Genomic DNA, 19,788 nt, shown 5'->3' with positions numbered 1-19,788 from the left:
TGATTGACGAACGGGCGGCACAAGTGTAATATAAAAGCATATACAGTGCTTCTCCCGGCGGGGAACACTGCTATATGCTTTTTTGTATTCAGAAGGAGGAAACAGCCCATGCACATTCTTATCTGTGACGACGATGCGGCGTTCGCTGCACAGATGGACGAATACATCTCGGAATGGTTCCGCGCCCGGGAAATTCAGGTGCAGAGCACTGTCTGCACCAGCGGCGAGCAGCTGCTGGCCACCCCAGAGCTGGGGCACTACCAGCTGGCGTTTCTGGATGTAGACCTGAAAACGACCGACGGCATTGCGCTGGGGCGCCAATTGCGGCAGGTCGCCCCGGATATCATGCTGGTGTACATCTCGGCTTATCTGGAATTTGCCCCGCAGGGCTACACGGTCAACGCCTACCGTTACCTACTCAAGCGCGATATTGCCGCCCAGCTGCCCAGCTGTCTGGAGGATATCTTTGCCGGCATGACCGACCCTAAAAAGACGCTGGAGGTGCGCCACAACCGTACCACCAGCGAGATACCTCTCGACCAGATCTATTATCTGGAAAGTGATCTGCGGCAGATCAACGTCTACGGCGATATCCCGCACCAGCCCATCTGCACCTTTTACGGCAAAATCGCTGATCTGCCCGCCATGCTGTACGAAAACGGTTTTTTGCAGGTAGGGCGCAGCGATGTGGTCAACCTGCAATATGTGCGTTCCATCCGCAACTATAAGGTGGAGCTGCGCAGCGGGGTAGAACTGAACGCAAGCCGACAGGATTTTCCGGCTATCCGCAGTGCATGGCTGGAATGGAAGGGGCAGTTCGGCGATGAATGAAGAATTCTGGCGCTGGTATATGTACGGCCACTGGGTCTGCATGACCCAATGGCTCGGCTTTATCATGGTTGAATATGCTTACCTTGGCAAGGGCAGGGTAAAGCACCCGCTGGTGTGGTCCTGCATTATAACCGTGCTCACAATGACCCTCTCGGTCGTGCGCAACCATGGCTTTTTTACGCCGATGGCAGTGGTTTACACGCTTCTTTTTCTGTTCATCACAGTTATGCTGTTTGGTGGCACGCCGGGGCAGAAATTTACCGCCTGTCTGATCAACGGCACCATGTGCCTGTTGGTTGAAAACAGTGTGCGGTATGTCATATCGTGGGTGCTGAAATGTGAGCTACAGCAGGTCATCCAGCGCGCAGATTGTCTGATCATAATGTCATTCGCAAATCTGGTAGTCAGCACCGGGGTATCGTTCTTTGTGGGCAAGTGGCGCAGATACAATGCGCTGGAGCCTTTGCAGGCGCTGACCATGAGCTTTTTTCCGGGTGTGGTCGTGGTGCTGAACATCCTGCTCATGCTCACAGATAACAACAAAAGGGCCACCATGGCCACAATGGGGATGACAGTGGGGCTTACGGTGGCTGTCATGGTGCATCTGTGTATCGTGGCGATGTTCAATGATCAGGTCATGCAGCGGCGCAGCCTGCATTTTCAGGCCGAGCTGGAGCAGCAGCGGGCCTCGGCTCTGCTGGATTCCTACACCGCCCAGCGCCGTCTGACCCATGAGTTCACCAACCACATCAGTGCGCTGCGTGCCTTGCTGGAACAGGGAGATGTGGCTGGTGCACAGAACTATATTGCCGGTGTAGATAAGGCTGTGGCAGCCAGCACCACCATTATGGATACCCACAACCCGCTGCTGGATTCCATCCTGACCCGCAAATACGAGGAAGCCGCCCGGCAGGGCGTAAGCGTGTATTTTGACCTTTGTGATTTGCGGAATTTTCCCTTAAGCGGGGTGGATATGGTCACCGTGCTGGCAAATCTGCTGGATAACGCCATCTGTGCCGCAGCGCAGGCGTACCCACCGGAGGTCTATGTGCGGGTGCGCAAAACGGGGGAGGAATACCTTCTCTCGGTGCGCAACCGGGTGCAGCGGGATGTGGAGCTGCCGCCGGATGGGCAGTTGCCCCGCACCACCCGCAAGGAGCCCGGCCACGGCATGGGGCTTTCCAACGTGCGGGACGTTCTGCTGCGCCATGGTGCGGAGTATACCCTGAGCTGCCGGGACAATTGGTTCCGCTTTACCTGTGCGGTGCCCACCGACAATTCATGACATCTGCACCGTCAGAATATGACAGTTTGTGTGCAACACAAGCGTAACTCTGCTATACTAAAGCAAGTAAAGGAAGCCTTCCGTGCGGACATGGTCACGTTGCGGTGGGAGGGTTACACCCCTCTTTTTAAGAGCTTTGTTGCTGGATGGAAAAACAGTCTGCGGTGCGTGTAAGCAGGCTGTCTACCTTTGCTTTTGGGTTGCGCAGAGATGCGCAGACCTCTGCTGACGGGACTTTCTGCGGCGGGCCTTTTGGGGGTTGCAGTCGATAAAGTTACTCGATGCGTCGCAATTCCGGCTCTGCTTGCTGTATGGGAATGGCGTAAGCAAGCCGGGGTATCGTGCGCTGCAAAGAGTCCCGTCAGTTTTCTTTTGTGCAAAAAGGACTGCTCTACATGGGTTTTGCCCAGTATAGCAGCCCTTTTTATATTTGAATCATGAAAATGGAATATCGGAACGCCCATGGGCTTTCCGATATTCAAAATTTAAAAACTTATTCCGGTTTTACCTGCAATTCCTGCTCGCAGTAGATGCAGCGGTACTTGCCGTTGGAGCTCAGCTCAAAGATCTGGTCGCACTCCTCTTCAATGCTGGAGATGCAGCGGGGATTCTTGCACCGCACAATGTTCACCAGACGCTTGGGGGGCTTGGGCTGCTCCTTGCGGACAGCCTTGCCGTTTTCAATAATGGTCACGCTGATGTTCGGGTCCAGATAAGCCAGCACATCCAGGTTCAGCCAGGAGGCATCGCCCTCTACCTTGATGATGTCCTTGCGGCCGCTGGCCGTCTTTTTGCTGCGGGCGTTCTGGATCAGCGCCACGCTGGCAGTGCGGTTGCCCGCAATGCCCAGCAGATCCATCAGGCCAACGGCAGTGCCTGCCTTGATGTGGTCGATAACAATACCGTTCTGAATCTCGTCAATATTCAACATATCAGTTCTCCTCCTTCGGTGCTTTGGGGTCTGCAAGCCCCAGCAGGGTCATGATCAGTGCCATGCGGACGTAAACGCCGTTCTGCACCTGTTCAAAATAGGCGGCGCGCGGGTCATCGTCCACATCCAGCGCGATCTCGTTCACGCGGGGCAGGGGGTGCAGCACCGCCATGGTGGGCTTGGCCTGCGCCATCTTTTCGCGGGTCAGCACATAGCTGTTCTTCAGGCGGATGTAGTCCTCCTCGTTGAAGAAGCGCTCCTTCTGCACGCGGGTCATATACAGGATGTCCAGTTCCGGCATGGATTCCTCCAGACTGCGGGTCTCCTTGTAGGGGATGCCGTTGGCCTCCAGCACGTCGTTGATGATATAATCCGGCACCCGCAGTTCCTCCGGGCTGATCAGCACAAAGCGCACGTTCTTGCAGCGCGCCATGGTCTTAAGCAGGGAGTGGACGGTGCGGCCAAACTTCAGATCACCGCACAGACCAATGGTCAGATCATCCAGCCTGCCCATGCGGCGGCGGATGGTCATCAGGTCGGTCAGGGTCTGGGTGGGGTGCTGGTGGCCGCCGTCACCGGCGTTGATCACCGGAATGCGGGAGTAGCGGGAGGCACGCAGCGGTGCGCCCTCCTTGGGGTGGCGCATGGCAACGATATCGGCATAGCAGGACACCACCCGGATGGTGTCGGCCACGCTCTCGCCCTTGGTGGCGCTGGACACGTTCTCGCTGGGGAAGCCAAGCACATGACCGCCTAAGTTCAGCATAGCCGCCTCAAAGGACAGGCGGGTGCGGGTGGAGGGCTCGTAGAACAAGGTGGCCAGCTTTTTGTGGTTGGCAACCTCCTGATAGGCAGCAGGGTCGGCGCAGATACGGTCGGCAAGATCAAGCAGCTGTGTGATCTCCTGCTGGGTAAGATCCAAAGGGTCGATCAGATGACGCATAGATAGGATACCTCCGTTTAAAGCAGTTTGCGTAAGATGGAAAAATCAAAAAAGTTCGTGTAGTAGCTCAGCGAGCGCATCACCGGCCTGCACAAACGATTGAAACATACCTCGTCCAGCAGCAGCATGGCCTCGCCCGGGGCAAGCCGCATGGCTGCACGGATGGCTTCGTCGCCGCAGCTGGCCTTCAGGTGCGCCACGTTGGAAGAGATCTGCTGGTGGCACTCCTGCTCCAAAATTTCAAAGATGTCGCCGGTCAGGTCGATACGGGTGTAGTCCCGGTTGCCGAACAGGCTGCGGGGCAGGTAGTCGATGGAGTAGATCACCGGGGTCGTATCGGCAAGGATACGCTTTTTGATGCAGATCACCTCGTCACCGACTTCCAGCGCCAGCGCATGCGCCATCTCCTCACCTGCACGAAGAAGCATCACCTGAATGCCGTCTGCATGGGGGTAGCTGCCAAAGCTGCGGATCAGCGGGTAGTACTCCAGCTTCTGGTCCAGGCGGCTGCGCAGCCCCAGCACAGCGCGGTTCACTACCGTGCCAATGCCGCGCACTCGTTCCACATAACCGGCGCGCTCCATCTCGCTCAGCGCGTCACGGATCACGGTGCGGCTTACCCCCAGCTCGGTGGCAAGGTCTACCTCGGCGGGCAGACGGTCGGCTTGAGCATAGCGCCCGTTGGACAGCTCCTCCAGCAGGCTTGCAACAACACGGTCGCTGATCACAGCGCCGCCCAGACGGCTGGACGATGCCAGTGCGGGATCTTTCATGGATGGTTCCTCCGTTTCCGGGCGGCAAGCCGCCCCGAACTTCATACAAACGGGCAGGGAGGATTCCTCCACAGCCTCTTCTCTCCTATTATAGCATAATTTGACATTTAGAAAAGCGTCATTTATACTGGAATCTGCTGAAAAGTACGATTTTATTTTGGAGGGCATAGTACAGATGGACTATTTTCTGCAAAAAGTAGGCGGCAAGCCCGCCCGGCAGGCCATTACCCTGCGGCGCTGCACTCCTGCCGAAGCACCGGCGGTGTTCGCGCTGCAAAACGAAGTGCGCGCCGCCATGCCGCACCCGGAGCAGTTCGTGCCGGACACGCTGGAAAATATCGTGGATTATCTGCGTACCGGGGTGTGCATTGGCGCGTGGCAGCAGGGGCGGCTGGGCGCGTACCTCATTCTGCGCCTGTGCGGGCAGAGCAGTGAGAACTACGCTGCTTTCCTGGGCGTGCCGCAAGCGCAGTGGCAGCACTGGGCGAATGCGGACAGCGCGGTGGTGCACCCGGACTGGCGGGGCAACGGCCTGCAGCGCGCCATGCTGGAAGCGGCCCTGCCACTGCTGCCGCCGCAGATCACCCATCTGGGTGCCACCGTCAGCCCGGATAACAGTTACAGCCTGCGCAACGCACAGGCTTCCGGCTTTGTCATCCGCTGCCGCCGGGAGATGTACGGCGGCTACGACCGCTATCTGTTGGAAAAGCAGCTGTAACTCTATGCAGTTTTGGTGTACAACTATTTTGAAATGTGTTATACTATACGGTATGAATAACAGCGAAGGAAACAGGTGAAACCATGGCAGCATCTCTCGGGCAGGAATTCTGCACCCTGCGTGATACTTACATTGAAAAGCAATTCGGCCGCCTGAACGATATGCAGCGGCAGGCCGTGTTTACCACAGACGGCCCGCTGCTCATCCTTGCCGGTGCCGGCAGCGGCAAGACCACCGTGCTGGTCAACCGTATCGCCAACCTTATCCGGTTCGGCTCGGCGCACGGCTCTAAAGAAACGCCCCGCCCGGTGACTGAGGAGGACGTCAAAGCCCTGCGCACCGCCATCATGACCGGTACCGATGCCCCCAGCTGGCTGGACGGGATGCTGCGCCGCAACGCGGTGCGCAGCTGGAACGTGATGGCCATTACCTTTACCAACAAGGCAGCAGGGGAGCTGAAGGAGCGCCTGCGCCGGATGCTGGGCGGCGAGGAAGGGGACGAAGTGTTCGCCTCCACCTTCCACTCGGCCTGTGTGCGCATCCTGCGCCGCTGGGCGGAGGAGATCGGCTACCCCCGCAGCTTTACCATCTATGATACAGACGATGCCCAGCGCGTGATGAAAACGGTATATAAAGAACTGAGCATCGATGATAAATTCCTGCCCATCAAGGCCGCCATCAACCAGATGAGCCGCTGGAAGGATCAGCTGGTCAGCCCGGAACAGGCGCTTGCAGACCACGCCAGAGACGTGAAGAGCACCCAGACCGCCCGCATCTACGCGGCTTACGAGAAAAAGCTGAAGGAGGCCGGTGCGTTCGATTTTGACGATCTGATTTATCAGACCGTGCAGCTGCTGGCCGACCACCCGGACGTGCGGGAGTTCTACCAGAACAAGTACCGCTACCTGCTGGTGGACGAGTATCAGGACACCAGCGTGGCGCAGTTCCGTCTGGTCAGTCTGCTCACCGGGCCGGAGCGCAATATCTGCGTGGTGGGCGATGACGACCAGAGCATCTACCGCTTCCGCGGCGCTACCATTGAAAATATCCTCAACTTTGAAAAACTCTACCCCGGCACCAAGACCATCCGTCTGGAGCAGAACTACCGCTCCACCTCCAACATCCTCAACGCAGCCAACTGCGTCATCCAGCACAACACCGAGCGCAAGGGCAAGACCCTGTGGACGGACAACGGTGAGGGCGATAAGGTGCAGGTGTATACCGCCGAGAATGAGCAGGATGAAGCCAGCCATATCGCGGACGTTATCGGCCAGCACCTGAAGGCGGGCGGCCATCTGGCAGACCATGCCATCCTCTACCGCATGAACGCCCAGTCGGCTCCCATCGAAAGCTACTTCACCCGCGCGGGCATCCCGCATAAGATCGTGGGCGGGCAGCGCTTCAACGACCGCAAGGAGGTCAAGGACATCCACTCCTATATGTCCATCGTGGCCAACCCCCGGGACGATGTGCGGCTGCGCCGCATCATCAACGAGCCCGCCCGCAAGATCGGTGCTACCACCGTTGACGTCATTGCAGACCTTGCCGGGCAGCAGGGGGTCAGTATGCTGGATGTCATCAGCCATGCCGACCAATACGCCAAGCTCTCCCGCGCGGTCATGCCGCTGCTCAAGTTCTGGCAGATCTATCAGCGCCTGCAGGATTCCCTTGCCACCCGCACGCTGGACGAGTTCGCCTCCGATGTCATTGAACTGACCGGCTACAAGGCCATGCTGGAAGCAGACGCCGCCAAGGGGCACGAGGATGCCGCCGACCGTCTGCAGAACCTTGGCCAGCTGGTAAACAACGTCAAAAACTACTGCGACCAGCACGGCGAGGAAGCCACACTGGAAGGCTATCTGGAGGATATCGCCCTCATCAGTGATATCGACAGCTACAACGAAAGCAGCGATCAGGTGGTGCTGATGACCATCCACTCTGCCAAGGGCTTGGAGTTCCCTTATGTGTTCCTCATCGGCATGGAGGAGGGCGTTTTCCCCAGCGAGATGAGCAAGTACTCCGAAGCAGATCTGGAAGAAGAGCGCCGTCTTGCCTACGTCGGTATCACCCGCGCCAAAAAGGAGCTGTACATCTCCAACAGCGTCACCCGGATGCTGTACGGCCGCACCCAGCGCAACGAGCCCAGCCGCTTTCTGCGGGAGATCGAGCCGGAATATATCGAGGAGACCCGCAGCCCGGTGCTGGAACAGCGTTCCCGCATGGGCGGTTGGGGCAGTAGTTACAGCGATACCGTGCCCGGCGGGGCATCCGGCTACTCCGGCCCCTCCGGTTACAGCCGCAGCAGCTACGGCGGCGGTTATGGCTCGGGTTACAGCTCGGGCAACCGCAGCGGCTACCTGAACCGGGAATATAATGCCGGTGAAAGCTGTGGCTTTGGCTCCTCTTACGGCGGAAGAAGTACCGTTTCCTCCGGTTTTGGCAGTCACTATGGCAACAGCTCTACCCAGCCGACCACAAGAAGCAGTGGCTTTGGAAGTGCATATTCCAACGGAAATTCGGCAAAAAATGCTGTAAAGCAAACATCCTTTACAGCAAATTCTGCCGTAAAATCGGCAGCTTCTGGTGCAAAGCACTATGAACCGGGTGACATCGTGGAGCACAAAGTATTTGGCCGCGGCACAGTGCTGAAGGTAAAGCCCGCTGCCGGGGATCAGATCGTAGAGATCAACTTTGAAAAAGTGGGCATCAAGAAAACGATGGCCAATTTTGCGCCCCTGACCAAGATTATGGAGGAAGAATGACCCTATGATGACTGTTCGTTTGATCGCCCACACCCCGGAACCGGAAAAGGTGGTGGCTGCTGCTGCAAAGCTCTGCTACTCCGATGCCCACATCACCGACCTTCTGGATGGGCTGGACGAGGAAAAAACTGCAAAATTCCTGACCATGCTCAGTGACCTTGGCCATGCCAGCCCCATCGAGCACGCCAGCTTTACCTTTGGCATCGAGGGAGTCAGCCGCACTCTGCTTGCCCAGATCACCCGGCACCGCATCGCGTCCTTCAGCGTGCAGAGCCAGCGCTATGTGCGTCTGGACGATTTCCGCTATGTGACGCCCCCGGAGATCGAGGCCATCCCGGAAGCAAAGGCCGCTTTCCTGGCCAGTATGGAGGAGGACGCCCAGCGTTATCTCGACCTTGCCCACAAGCTGGAGGAGGGGCACACCGCCCGCCTGATGGCCGAGGGAATGCCGGAAAAGCAGGCGCGCGCCAAGGCTTCCAAGCAGGCCAACGAGGATGCCCGCTTTGTGCTGCCCAACGCTTGCGAGACCAAAATGGTGGTCACTATGAACGCCCGCAGCCTGATGAACTTCTTCCAGCTGCGCTGCTGCAACCGCGCCCAGTGGGAGATCCGGGAACTGGCTGAAAAGATGTTTACGCTGGTTTACCCGGTGGCACCCCATATCTTTGCCAAGGCCGGCCCTGCCTGCCTGTGCGGCGCCTGCCCGGAGGGCAAGATGTGCTGCGGTAAGACCGCTGAGGTGCGCGCAAAATATGCTGCCATTAAAGAAGGTGCCGTCGTATGAGCAAGGGAAAACTCATCGTGCTGGAAGGGCTGGACGGCAGCGGCAAAGCCACACAGGCAAAGCTCTTGGCAGAGCATCTTGCCGCGCAGGGCGTGCCGGTGCAGAAGATCACCTTCCCGGATTATGCCAGCGATTCCAGCGCACTGGTCAAGATGTATCTGGCGGGGCAGTTCGGCCAGCACCCGGACGATGTAAACGCCTATGCGGCTTCCAGCTTTTACGCGGTGGACCGCTATGCCAGCTATAAAACCAGCTGGGGCAGCTTTTACGAGCAGGGCGGTGTGATTATCGCCGACCGGTACACCACCTCCAACGCGGTGCACCAGTGCTCGAAGCTGCCGCAGGAGCAGTGGGAAGAATATCTGCGCTGGCTGTTTGATTACGAGTTCCGTCTGCTGGGACTTCCCGCACCGGACAGGGTCATCTATTTACAGGTAGACCCGGCGGTCAGCCAGCGGCTGATGACCCTGCGCTACCACGGCGACGAGAGCAAAAAGGACGTGCACGAAAAGGATACCGCCTATCTGGCGCGCAGCCGCGCCGCTGCCGAGTTCTGCGCCCGGCATCTGGGCTGGGACACCGTGCACTGCACCAGCGGGGACGTCATGCGGAGCATTGAAGAGATCCAGCAAGAGGTGCAGCAGCTTGCCCGGAAAACGCTGGACTGAATGATAAAATATGATAAGAGGGGGCATCCTGAACGATGTATCGTCTGATGCAGCCGTCCGATGAGGCGGCAGTGCTGGCTTTGTGGCAGAGCCAGCATCATGATACCGAAGATTTTGCAAAAATGGTACTGGAACGCTTTGCCGGTGTGCAGAACATTTATGTAGCCGATGAAAACGACGCCATCGTGGCGGCTGCGCTGGCTGTGCCGGTCACCCTGCAGGGGCGCACGGGCAATTACCTGTGCCTGTGCGGTGAGGGCAGTCTGCTGCTGGCAGGTCTGCTGGATACCCTATGTGCCCAGCAAAAGCTGCGGGGCGCAGGCTTTACCGTGGCAGTCCCGGCAGATGCGGCACAGGCCGCTCTGCTGCAGGATAAAGGCTTTGCAAAGGCTTTTGCCCTGCGTTGCCTGCCTCGTGAGGTGAGCCGCAACCTGTGGAGCCAGGCAGAATTTGACACGGTGACGGCCAAAAAGCTGTGCGAGCTGCGGGAACAGTTCTGGAAGGATACCGTGCAGCTGAGCCCGGAACGCATGGCGGTGGTGTTGCAGGAGCTGTACGCCCGGGGCGCTACCATCGTGTCCAACGAACATGGCTACGGCATCTACTTCCGCAAGGAGGATACTCTGTATTTTGTGGAGATGATGGCCGACAGCGACCGTGCCGCCGAGATCCTGATGGAAGCCGCCCGCGAGAAGGAAGTCATCGTGGAAAAGGCAGTCATCACGGTAGGTGCTGCCCAGCCGTTGTTTCTGGGCGAGGGCACCCGGCAGGAATACGGCATGATCCGCTTTGACGCAGAGCCTTTTGACATAAGCGAAAGCTATCTGCGTCTGATGCTGGAAAACTGAAAAAAGGAAGGTGCGTATGGCACACAACGATACACATGCAGCCCGCAAAAAGGGCGGCGCAGGCAAAATTCTGCTGGTAGTGCTTCTGCTGCTTTTTCTGGCAGCGGGCGCAGCGGTGCTGTTTGCCCGCAGCGAGATCCACGGCAGCAGTAAGCCCGGCACTGCGGTCACCGTAAGCATCCCGCAGGGCAGCGGCGTGGCGGCTATTGCCAACAAGCTCAAGGACGCAGGCGTCATCCGCTCTGCCTACCTGTTCCGCTGGTATGTGGGGGAAAAGGGCGCTGCCGCAAAGCTGCAGTACGGCGATTTTGAGCTGACCACCGGCAGCTCCTACGATGCACTCATCAGCACGCTTTCCCAGTATGCCAAGGCAGAAACGGTGCGGGTAACTATCCCGGAGGGCACCACGGCCATTGCCATTGCCCAGAAGATGGAAGCCGCCGGTCTGTGCACCGCCGAGGAGTTTTTGAAGGAAGCAAACGAGGGCGATTTCAGCGCCTACACCTTTTGGCAGTATGTCCCGGAGGATAAGGATGCCCCGAACCGCTTTATGAAGTGTGAGGGCTATCTATTCCCGGAGACCTACGATTTTTTGAAGGGCGATACGGTGCACAACTATGTGGCTACCTTCTACGCCCAGTTCGATGCACAATTTACCAAGGAAATGTACGCGGCGCTCAAAAAGCAGGACATGACCCTGCCGGAGCTTGTCACCCTTGCCTCCTTTGTGCAGGAGGAAGCGGGCAACAGTCAGGACTCCAATGTGGCGCAGGTGTTCCGCAACCGTCTGGCGGAGGGCTCGCCCTACCCCCGGCTGCAAAGCAACACCTCCAGCCATATCCAGAGCGACGCCGACAACAACTATCTCTGGAACTGGGTCGCACCCTACTACGGCAGCTGGGATGATATCCCGGAAAATATCCTTGCAGCATACGACACTTACAGCTGCACCGGCCTGCCCGCTGGCCCCATCTCGAACCCCGGCCTTGCCGCTATCAAGGCGGCATTGGAGCCGCAGCCCGATGGGGAAGCCAAGGACGCTTACTTCTTTGTGACCGACCTCAAGGGCAATTACTACTACGCCCACACGCTGGCAGAGCATAACGAAAACTGCAAAACTGCCGCAGCTGTGAACAAAAGCCTGAAAAACTGAGGAAAGGCCGCTGCACTAAAAAACACGGTGCAGCGGCCCCTTTCCCGTTAAAAACTGTGATACATAAGAGAGGAACCTACAAATGTTACAGATCCCGGAACTGCTTGCCCCGGCGGGCGATGCGGAACGTCTGCGTTATGCCATCAACTACGGTGCCGATGCCGTTTACTGCGGCCTGCCGGAGTTTGGTATGCGCTCTGCCCCGGCTAATTTCACCCCGGAGCAGCTGACGGAAAGCGTCATCTACGCCCACGCCCGTGGTCGCAAGGTCTACCTGACCATGAACACCTTGCCCACCAACGAGGAGGCCGACCGTCTGCCGGAGGCCATCAAGGAGGCTGCCAAGGCCGGTGTGGATGCCTTTATCGTGGCGGACCTTGGTGTGCTGGATGCCTGCAAGACCTTTGCCCCGGACATTGACGTGCATCTTTCTACCCAGACCGGCATCACCAACTGGGCAGCCGCCCGCGCCGCCTATAAAATGGGCGCAAAGCGGGTGGTGCTGGCCCGGGAGATGACCTTACAGGATATTGCCATCCTGCGCGATAAGACCCCGCCGGAGCTTGAAATCGAAGCCTTTGTGCACGGTGCGATGTGCATGAGCGTGTCCGGCCGGTGTCTGCTGTCTAACTACATGGCCGGACGTGACGCCAACCGTGGCCAGTGCGCCCAGCCCTGTCGCTGGAAGTACTACCTGAGCGAGGAGACCCGCCCCGGCCAGCTGTACGAGATCGGTGAAAACGAGAACGGCAGCTACATCCTTAACGCCAACGATCTGTGCACCGCACCCTTCATCGACCTGATCTGCAAGGCGGGCGTGGACAGCCTGAAGATCGAAGGCCGCGCCAAGACCTTCTACTATGTGGCCAGCGTTACCGCTGCCTATCGCAAGGCACTGGACGCCTATCTGGCCGACCCGGCAAACGATAACTTTGAACTGCCGCCGGAGGTGTACGCAGAGCTTACCCGTACCAGCCACCGGCACTACTCCCCCGGCTTCTATTTTGGCCGCGAACAGGCCAAACAGGCCACCGACAGCGCCACCTACATCCGCGAGTGGGAGTTCGTGGGCACGGTGGACAGCTGGGAAAACGGCATCGCCCACTGCCAGCAGCGCGGCAAATGGAGCCTTGGAGATACGCTGGAGGCGCTGTGCCCGGACGGCCGCAGCATTGCACTTACCCCAGAATGGATTGAAAACGAAGCAGGGGAGCGGGTGGAAAGCACCCCTCACGCAATGGAAAAATATACCATGCCCACCCCGGAGCTGCCGCCCATGAGCCTGCTGCGCCGCAAAACGGTGTAACAGCGTGACAAAAAGGAAGGAAAAAGCCGTGAAGTACAATAACACTTCTGGCCGCTACGCCCTTCTGGACGAGCTGCGCGGGCTGGATTTAGTTAGCATGATGCTCTATCACGGCTGCTGGGATCTGGTCAATCTGTTCGGCATTCAGGCCGACTGGTATTATGGCCTGCCCGGGCATCTGTGGCAGCAGAGCATCTGCTGGGTGTTCATTCTGTTGTCCGGCTTCTGTGTGCAACTGGGGCATCATACCCTGCGCCGGGGCGCACAGGTGTTTGGGGCAGGGGCGCTTGTCACGGCGGTCACGCTGCTTTTTATGCCGGAGGACAGGGTCGTTTTTGGTGTGCTGACCCTGCTGGGCAGCGCTATGCTGCTGACCGGTCTGTTGGAAAAGCCGCTGCGGCGCATTCCACCCGCAGCTGGGCTTGCCGTCTCCGCAGTGCTGTTTGCCCTGACCCGCAATGTTTCGGTGGGCTATCTGGGTTTTGGCAGTTTGCGCCTTTGGCTGCCGCAGACACTGTATGCAAACTACGTTACAGCGTACTTTGGATTTTATCCGTGGTGGTTCTATTCTACGGATTATTTCGCCCTTCTGCCGTGGCTGTTTCTGTTCTGGGCGGGGTACTTTCTCTACGGTGTTGTAGGGCGGCAGCGCATGGAGCTCTTGCACCGCTCGGTCTGCCCGCCGCTGGGCTGGCTTGGGCGGCACTCGCTGCTGCTGTATCTGCTGCACCAGCCGGTCATCTACGGGGTGCTGTTGGTGGTTTTCCGCGTATTAGGTGGCTGAAACACACGCTTCATGCACTTTTGAGCAAGGCGGCATTGTTGCACCGTGCAAACATTGCGCCAATGCCTTGACAAGCGGGGCAGGGCTGTGGTATCCTGTTGACGGTTAGAAAATACTAACTACAAAAATGCGTCATGAAACATGGACGCATTTTCACAGAACATGAAGTTATTCTAAACTAACTGCGCGAGAAAGAGGTAGAGTTTTATGAGCAAAGTAGCAATCGTATTCTGGAGCGCAACCGGCAACACCGAGACCATGGCAAACTGCATCGCCGAAGGCGCAGGTGCCAACGGCACCATCGTGGCCTGCGCCGAGATGACCCCCGCAAAGCTGGCAGAGTTTGATGTGGTGGCCTTTGGCTGCCCGGCTATGGGTGCAGAGCAGCTGGAAGAGAGTGAGTTCGAACCCATGTTTGCTGCACTGGAAGGCTCGCTGAACGGCAAAAAGATCGCACTGTTCGGCTCCTACGGCTGGGGCGATGGCCAGTGGATGCGCGACTGGGCGCAGCGCGCACAGGATGACGGCGCACAGCTGTTCAGCGAGGAAGGGCTCATCTGCAACGAAACGCCCGATGATGATGTGCAGGCCGCCTGCCGTAAGCTGGGCGCAGATCTGGCTGCTTGGTAAAACCCATGTATAAACCCTTACTCCACAGGGTAACCTATGGACAAAGAGGTGATAAGCATGGAAAATATCGGCGTGACCTGTGATGTCTGCGCGTGCTGCCACAATGTGGACGGCTGCAAATGTGATCTGCCGCAGATCAAGGTGACGGAGCAGTGCAGCTGCACCACCCAGCAGGTGGAGACCCCGCACTACTGCCAGAGCTACGAAGAAAAGTAAGTTCCCACCAACGCAAAGCAGCCCCTGCCGGAGAAAGCTTCTCCGGCAGGGGCTGCTGCGTTTTACAGTATCAATGCTCAGCGCAGCGTCACGTTACAGGTGGCAAGGCTGCGGATCAGCGTGCCTACGCTGTCTTTCATCTGGATACCGGCAAAGCCCAGCGCAAAGGCGGCCTGCACGTTTTCCAGCCTGTCATCGATAAATACGCACTCACTGGCCTTCAGCTGATATTTCTTCAGCAGAGCCTTGTAGATCTGTGGGTCAGGCTTGTTCACCTGTACCTCACAGGAGGCTACGCCGCCGTCAAACTGGGTCAGTACGCCGCGCTCGGTCAGCAATTCCAGCACGTCCTGCGGAATATTGCTCAGGTAATACACGCAATAGCCGTGGTTTTTCAGCCGTCGCACCAGTTCCAGCATCCGCAGACGCGGGCGCAGAATATGCATCCAGTCGTCCAGTACGCCCTGCACCTCAAAGGCGCAGCCCTCGGCATGGGCACGCTCCAGCATCCGCTGGTTGCCGTCATAGCGGGAAAGCTTGCCAGCGTCCAGCAGTTGCCATTCTTCGCTGCCAAAGGTCAGGTCGTAGACCTTTTCCTCCATTTCGGCGTTGCACAGCCGGTCTACAAGGTACGCCTTGGGGTCAAAATCCACCAGCACACCGCCGATATCAAAAATAATGCTTTTATACATAATTGCTGCCTCGCTTGCTTTGGATATATTTCTCAGATATTTTCCATAGTATACCACAACCGGGCAGGTGCTTTCCACCCCTTTGGCATAGAAAGTGCTGCCTTGGCGTATGCTGTGGCAGAAAGGGGAGAGCGCCGTGACGATCCGGGAATTGTGCGAGAAGGAGGTCGTTCAGCTGGAACAGGGAGTGTGTCTTGGCCGCGCGGATGATCTGGAATTGGACCCCGCAACGGCGCAGCTGCAATGCCTGATCTTGCTGGGCAGACCGCGGCTGCTGGGTCTGCTGGGCCGGGACGAGAGCCTGACCATCCCATGGCGGGAAATCGAAACCATCGGCACGGATGCCATTCTGGTGCATACCGCCGTGCCGGCAGCACCGGCAGCACCTCACGGCTTCTGGCAGCAACTGCGTGCAAAGCTGGGTCTGTGAAAAATAGGGGAATATTTTGAAAAATAAAACCGTAATTTTTGTAAAATCATGAATGGACATTTTCGGCAAAGTGACTATAATAGGCAAGAAAGGCTTGTGCAAATAGCACAGCCACTTTGAAAATAGGGTTCGGGACGTGGAAAGGGATATCAACTATGAAAACATCCAAACCGCTGTTGACCCTGCGCATGCTCTTCCCGGTGGCAGCTTCCTTTATCGTACTGCTGCTGGGCGAGTGGATCGCGCGCGGGTCACTGACCGCTGATACCTTTATCAGCTTTATTTTCCCCCATTTCGGGGCGTATCTGCTGGCATGGCTGCTGCTGTTTCTGGTGTGGGAGCTGCTGGACTGGGTGCTGCGCATCCCGCCGCTTGCTACGCTGGGCATGGCCGTTTTGGGCTGTGCGCCCTGCGCGGTAAACTTCTATACCATGCAGCTGCGGGGCGAGCCCTTTCTGCCGTGGGATCTGATGCAGGTGTCCGAAGCCGCCGGTGTGGCCTCTGCTGCCGGGCTCAAGCTGCAGACCAGCATGGTGGTCTCCATTGTGTTGGTGCTGGTACTGACGGTGGCAAGCTTCTTTATTTACCGTGGACGGCTGCGTCAGCGCTGGCTGCCAAGGCTTGCGGGTACCGGTGCTTCGGCAGCGGCGCTATGCCTGCTGGTGTTTGGCGTTTACTTACAGCCTGCTGTCACACAGGTTTTGGGCATCACGCCGGACGCGTGGATGCAGGACCGTTACTACCGCTACTACGGTGTACTTACCGGTTTTATGACCAACCTCACCAATCTGGAAATCGACAAGCCTGAGGGCTATTCGGAGCAGGCAGTGGACGATATTCTGGATAATGCAGCCGAGAGCGAAAAATTTTCTACCGGTCCCATGTATGCGGGTAGCTATGCCGCTACTACCCCCAAGGAAGAGCAGGCAAAGCAGCCCACCATTATTTATGTGATGGACGAGTCCTACTGGGATGTTTCCGAGCTGGAACAGTATGGCATCACCTTTGATACCGATGTATCGCAGAACCTCCACGCTTTGCAGCAGACCAGCGCCTACGGCAGGGCATACAGCCCCAGCTTTGGCGGCGGCACCTGTGATGTGGAGTTTGAAGCTCTGACCGGCTACTCGGTGTCTTTTCTGCCCAGCGGCAGCAAGCCCTACCAGCAGCACGTTACAAAGCCCATGTTCGCCCTGCCCAATTACCTTAAACTCAAGGGCTACCAGACCGCTGCGGTGCACTGCTTCTGGGCAAAATACTGGAGCCGCGATAAGGCCTACCCCAACCTCGGCTTCAGCGATTTTATCAGTCTGGAGGATATGCACGGCGTGACCAAGGTGCGCAAGCACTACTGGACCAGCGGCCTTGTGACCGATGACTCCATGGCCGACCAGATCATTCAGCAGTACGAGAAGATGAGCACTTCCTCTGATAAGCCCATCTTCCTGCACGCGGTCACCATGCAGAACCATACCAATTATAATAGAGACAACTACCCGGACGACGAGCGGGTGCACGTTGTATCCCATCCGGTGGGGCTCAAGAGCAGCACTGTGGGCGCGCTGGAAGATTTCGCTACCGGCATCCGGGATGCAGACGCAATGCTGGGCAAGCTGACAGCGTATTTCTCTCAGGTGGACGAGCCGGTCATTCTGGTATTCTGGGGCGACCACTATAACCCCATTGATTCCAACTACGATGTCTACACCACCACCGGCTACGCAAGCGGCTCCAGCACCGACCCCCGCCTGCACCAGACCACGCTGCTGATGTGGTCGAATTACAGCCAGCAGCAGGTGGACTTTGGCACCATTGCCGCCTACGATATCTCCCCGGTGATGATGGAGCTGTTCGGGCTGGAGCAGCCGCTGTACTTCCAGTTCCTCAACCGGCAGCTGCGGGTCGCCAGCCGCAGCTGTACTCGCGGCACCACCATGAACTTAGACGGCACCACCACCCAGCAGCCCACGGAGTTCCAGCAGCGCTGGACAAACGAGCACTGGATGCTGCAATACGACCTGATGTTCGGCAAGGGATACGCCCTCAACCGCATGGGTGTTGCGGGCCTGAGCGGGATGAATACGGGCAAATAAGAGAAAAAGTAAGCATTTCTTTATACAAAACAGAGAAAACCACTTGCAACCGCATTCTTTTTGTGCTATTATAACAAAGCATTACACACGCATCACTATGCCCTTTTGTGCCCTTTTGGGTTGAGGGCAGTCCGCCGGTACCCGATGTACCGTGCAGATCACGGTGTGCGGAGGCAAAACAATATCTGGAGGTATTTTATTATGGCAGTCGTTTCTATGAAGCAGCTTCTCGAGGCAGGTGTGCACTTCGGTCACCAGACCCGCCGCTGGAACCCCAAGATGGCTAAGTACATCTTCACCGAGCGCAATGGTATCTATATCATTGACCTGCAGAAGACCGTGAAGAAGCTGGACGAGGCTTACAACTACGTGAAGGAAGTTGCAGCTGAGGGCGGCGACATCCTGTTCGTTGGCACCAAGAAGCAGGCTCAGGAGTCCATCCGTGACGAGGCTCTGCGCTGCGGCATGCACTACGTCAATGCTCGTTGGCTGGGCGGTATGATGACCAACTTCCGCACCATCCGTAAGCGTATCGACCGTATGGATCAGCTGGCTAAGATGAAGGAGAACGGCACCTTCGAGCTGCTGCCCAAGAAGGAAGTGGCTAAGCTGGAGCTGGAGATGGAGAAGCTGGACAAGTACCTGGGCGGTGTCAAGAACATGAAGACCCTGCCGAAGGCTATGTTCATCGTCGATCCTCACAAGGAGCGCATCGCTGTTGCTGAGGCTCGCAAGCTGAACATCCCCATCGTTGCTATCGTTGATACCAACTGCAACCCCGATGAGATCGACTACGTGATCCCCGGCAACGACGACGCTATCCGCGCTGTCAAGCTGATCGCCGGCGCTATGGCTGACGCTGTGCTGGAAGGCAAGCAGGGCAACCAGGAGGCCGCTCCCGCCGAGGACGCAGCAAACGCCTGATTTCCCATTCCGCAACCAAACAAATAACGTGTAAGGGAGAAAACAAAAATGGCTATTTCTGCAAAGGACGTTATGGAACTGCGCAAGCAGACCGACTGCGGCATGATGGAGTGCAAGAAGGCTCTGACCGAGGCTGACGGCAACTTCGAGAAGGCAATCGAGATCCTGCGCGAGCGTGGTCTGGCTACCGCCGCCAAGAAGGCAAGCCGCGTTGCTGCCGAGGGTATGGTCTACGCTGACTACTGCCCCGCCTGCAAGGTCGGTGTTGTCATCGAGGTCAACGCTGAGACCGACTTCGTTGCCAAGAACGACAAGTTCGTTGACTTCGTCAAGGAGGCTACCAAGGTCATCATGAAGCAGAACCCCGCTGATGTCGAGGCTCTGATGGCTTGCAAGACTGAGGCTGGCGAGACTGTTGACGAGGCTCTGAAGAACCTGATTCTGGTCATCAAGGAGAACATTAAGGTTCGCCGCTTCACCCGTTACGAGGGCGTTTGCTCTGCATACGTCCACGGCGGCGGCACCCACGGCATTCTGGTCAACTTCGAGACCACCAACGACATCGATGCAAAGGACGAGTTCGTTGCTTACGGCAAGGACATCGCCATGCAGGTCGCTGCTGCTAACCCCGGCTACGTCGACGAGGCTTCTGTCCCCGCTGAGGTCGTGGCTAAGGAGAAGGAAATCATGCTGGCTCAGATGGCTCAGGATCCCAAGACCGCTAACAAGCCTGAGGCTGTGAAGGAGAAGATGATCCAGGGCAAGATCAAGAAGTTCTTCAAGGAGAACTGCCTGGTCGATCAGGAGTTCGTCAAGGACGGCGACCTGACCGTTGCTCAGTACACCGCTAAGGTTGCTAAGGACTTGGGCGGCGAGATCAAGATCGTCAAGTTCGCCCGCTTTGTCAAGGGCGAGGGTCTGGAGAAGCGTGCTGACGACTTCGCATCTGAAGTTGCAAGCATGGTGAAGTAATTTAAACTTCCAAAGACACAAAAGGGGAGCCGCAGTACCTGTAAC

20 protein-coding genes are annotated in these 19,788 nt (G+C 57.5%); 16 read left to right on the top strand and 4 right to left on the bottom strand.

Annotation, left to right across the window (positions count from 1 at the left end):
• The first annotated feature begins 108 nt into the window (after nucleotides 1–108).
• Nucleotides 109–831 (top strand): LytR/AlgR family response regulator transcription factor, encoded by a 723-nt coding sequence (locus MTP36_RS08870; protein WP_249247949.1) that lies wholly within the window; start codon nucleotides 109–111, stop codon nucleotides 829–831.
• On the top strand, nucleotides 824–2,116 hold the full coding sequence (locus MTP36_RS08865) for a sensor histidine kinase (RefSeq protein WP_249247930.1): 1,293 nt from the start codon (nucleotides 824–826) through the stop codon (nucleotides 2,114–2,116). Before MTP36_RS08870 ends, MTP36_RS08865 begins: the two co-directional genes overlap by 8 nt.
• Nucleotides 2,117–2,609: 493 nt before the next feature.
• Here the strand turns inward: MTP36_RS08865 and MTP36_RS08860 are convergent, their stop codons facing one another.
• The 3 genes from MTP36_RS08860 to MTP36_RS08850 are packed head-to-tail and all read right to left on the bottom strand — an operon-like array spanning nucleotide 2,610 to nucleotide 4,763.
• Entirely contained in the window at nucleotides 2,610–3,047 is a 438-nt protein-coding gene (locus MTP36_RS08860) for an aspartate carbamoyltransferase regulatory subunit (RefSeq protein WP_005926098.1), read from the bottom strand.
• Between the two features lies 1 nt (nucleotide 3,048).
• Nucleotides 3,049–3,990 (bottom strand): aspartate carbamoyltransferase, encoded by a 942-nt coding sequence (gene pyrB / locus MTP36_RS08855; protein ID WP_055184493.1) that lies wholly within the window; start codon nucleotides 3,988–3,990, stop codon nucleotides 3,049–3,051.
• Nucleotides 3,991–4,007: 17 nt separating this feature from the next.
• Complete coding sequence (locus tag MTP36_RS08850) at nucleotides 4,008–4,763, bottom strand: GntR family transcriptional regulator (protein ID WP_249247922.1); 756 nt, start codon at nucleotides 4,761–4,763, stop codon at nucleotides 4,008–4,010.
• Nucleotides 4,764–4,938: 175 nt separating this feature from the next.
• Here MTP36_RS08850 and MTP36_RS08845 point away from each other — a divergent pair, with 175 nt between their 5' ends.
• The 10 genes from MTP36_RS08845 (at nucleotide 4,939) to MTP36_RS08800 (ending at nucleotide 14,632) form a co-directional block, all read left to right on the top strand.
• A complete protein-coding gene (locus tag MTP36_RS08845) occupies nucleotides 4,939–5,481 on the top strand; it encodes a GNAT family N-acetyltransferase (RefSeq protein ID WP_249247919.1) in 543 nt (180 codons plus the stop codon).
• Nucleotides 5,482–5,564: 83 nt separating this feature from the next.
• A complete protein-coding gene (locus MTP36_RS08840) occupies nucleotides 5,565–8,243 on the top strand; it encodes an ATP-dependent helicase (protein WP_249247911.1) in 2,679 nt (892 codons plus the stop codon).
• A gap of 4 nt (nucleotides 8,244–8,247) precedes the next feature.
• Nucleotides 8,248–9,027 (top strand): FAD-dependent thymidylate synthase, encoded by a 780-nt coding sequence (gene thyX / locus MTP36_RS08835; RefSeq protein WP_249247898.1) that lies wholly within the window; start codon nucleotides 8,248–8,250, stop codon nucleotides 9,025–9,027.
• The gene (locus tag MTP36_RS08830) at nucleotides 9,024–9,695 is read left to right on the top strand and encodes a dTMP kinase (protein WP_249247897.1); all 672 of its coding nucleotides are present in this window, start codon (nucleotides 9,024–9,026) and stop codon (nucleotides 9,693–9,695) included. Before thyX ends, MTP36_RS08830 begins: the two co-directional genes overlap by 4 nt.
• A 35-nt stretch (nucleotides 9,696–9,730) precedes the next feature.
• On the top strand, nucleotides 9,731–10,543 hold the full coding sequence (locus MTP36_RS08825) for a hypothetical protein (protein WP_055184484.1): 813 nt from the start codon (nucleotides 9,731–9,733) through the stop codon (nucleotides 10,541–10,543).
• A 16-nt stretch (nucleotides 10,544–10,559) separates the two neighbouring features.
• On the top strand, nucleotides 10,560–11,696 hold the full coding sequence (gene mltG, locus MTP36_RS08820; protein WP_249247895.1) for an endolytic transglycosylase MltG: 1,137 nt from the start codon (nucleotides 10,560–10,562) through the stop codon (nucleotides 11,694–11,696).
• An 82-nt stretch (nucleotides 11,697–11,778) separates the two neighbouring features.
• Nucleotides 11,779–13,002: a peptidase U32 family protein gene (locus tag MTP36_RS08815; RefSeq protein ID WP_236131056.1), complete on the top strand. Its 1,224-nt coding sequence runs from the start codon at nucleotides 11,779–11,781 to the stop codon at nucleotides 13,000–13,002.
• Between the two features lie 28 nt (nucleotides 13,003–13,030).
• Complete coding sequence (locus MTP36_RS08810) at nucleotides 13,031–13,786, top strand: heparan-alpha-glucosaminide N-acetyltransferase (RefSeq protein WP_249247892.1); 756 nt, start codon at nucleotides 13,031–13,033, stop codon at nucleotides 13,784–13,786.
• Between the two features lie 207 nt (nucleotides 13,787–13,993).
• A complete protein-coding gene (locus tag MTP36_RS08805; protein ID WP_097780205.1) occupies nucleotides 13,994–14,416 on the top strand; it encodes a flavodoxin in 423 nt (140 codons plus the stop codon).
• Nucleotides 14,417–14,473: 57 nt separating this feature from the next.
• The gene (locus MTP36_RS08800; protein WP_015538470.1) at nucleotides 14,474–14,632 is read left to right on the top strand and encodes a hypothetical protein; all 159 of its coding nucleotides are present in this window, start codon (nucleotides 14,474–14,476) and stop codon (nucleotides 14,630–14,632) included.
• Nucleotides 14,633–14,709: 77 nt separating this feature from the next.
• Here MTP36_RS08800 and MTP36_RS08795 read toward each other — a convergent pair whose 3' ends face one another.
• On the bottom strand, nucleotides 14,710–15,324 hold the full coding sequence (locus MTP36_RS08795; protein ID WP_249247877.1) for an HAD family hydrolase: 615 nt from the start codon (nucleotides 15,322–15,324) through the stop codon (nucleotides 14,710–14,712).
• A 109-nt stretch (nucleotides 15,325–15,433) separates the two neighbouring features.
• Here MTP36_RS08795 and MTP36_RS08790 point away from each other — a divergent pair, with 109 nt between their 5' ends.
• The 4 genes from MTP36_RS08790 (at nucleotide 15,434) to tsf (ending at nucleotide 19,743) form a co-directional block, all read left to right on the top strand.
• Complete coding sequence (locus tag MTP36_RS08790; protein ID WP_442900177.1) at nucleotides 15,434–15,754, top strand: PRC-barrel domain-containing protein; 321 nt, start codon at nucleotides 15,434–15,436, stop codon at nucleotides 15,752–15,754.
• Between the two features lie 155 nt (nucleotides 15,755–15,909).
• Entirely contained in the window at nucleotides 15,910–17,847 is a 1,938-nt protein-coding gene (locus tag MTP36_RS08785; RefSeq protein ID WP_249247870.1) for an LTA synthase family protein, read from the top strand.
• 201 nt (nucleotides 17,848–18,048) lie between these two features.
• Nucleotides 18,049–18,771: a 30S ribosomal protein S2 gene (gene rpsB, locus MTP36_RS08780; RefSeq protein WP_015538473.1), complete on the top strand. Its 723-nt coding sequence runs from the start codon at nucleotides 18,049–18,051 to the stop codon at nucleotides 18,769–18,771.
• A gap of 48 nt (nucleotides 18,772–18,819) precedes the next feature.
• Complete coding sequence (tsf, locus tag MTP36_RS08775) at nucleotides 18,820–19,743, top strand: translation elongation factor Ts (RefSeq protein WP_015538474.1); 924 nt, start codon at nucleotides 18,820–18,822, stop codon at nucleotides 19,741–19,743.
• The last annotated feature ends 45 nt before the right edge of the window (nucleotides 19,744–19,788 follow it).

The sequence above is a fragment of the Faecalibacterium sp. I4-1-79 genome, from assembly GCF_023347235.1.
Taxonomy (GTDB): domain Bacteria; phylum Bacillota; class Clostridia; order Oscillospirales; family Ruminococcaceae; genus Faecalibacterium; species Faecalibacterium tardum.
Note: the sequence above shows the minus strand (reverse complement) of the source record. Positions and strands in the feature narration are given on the sequence as shown.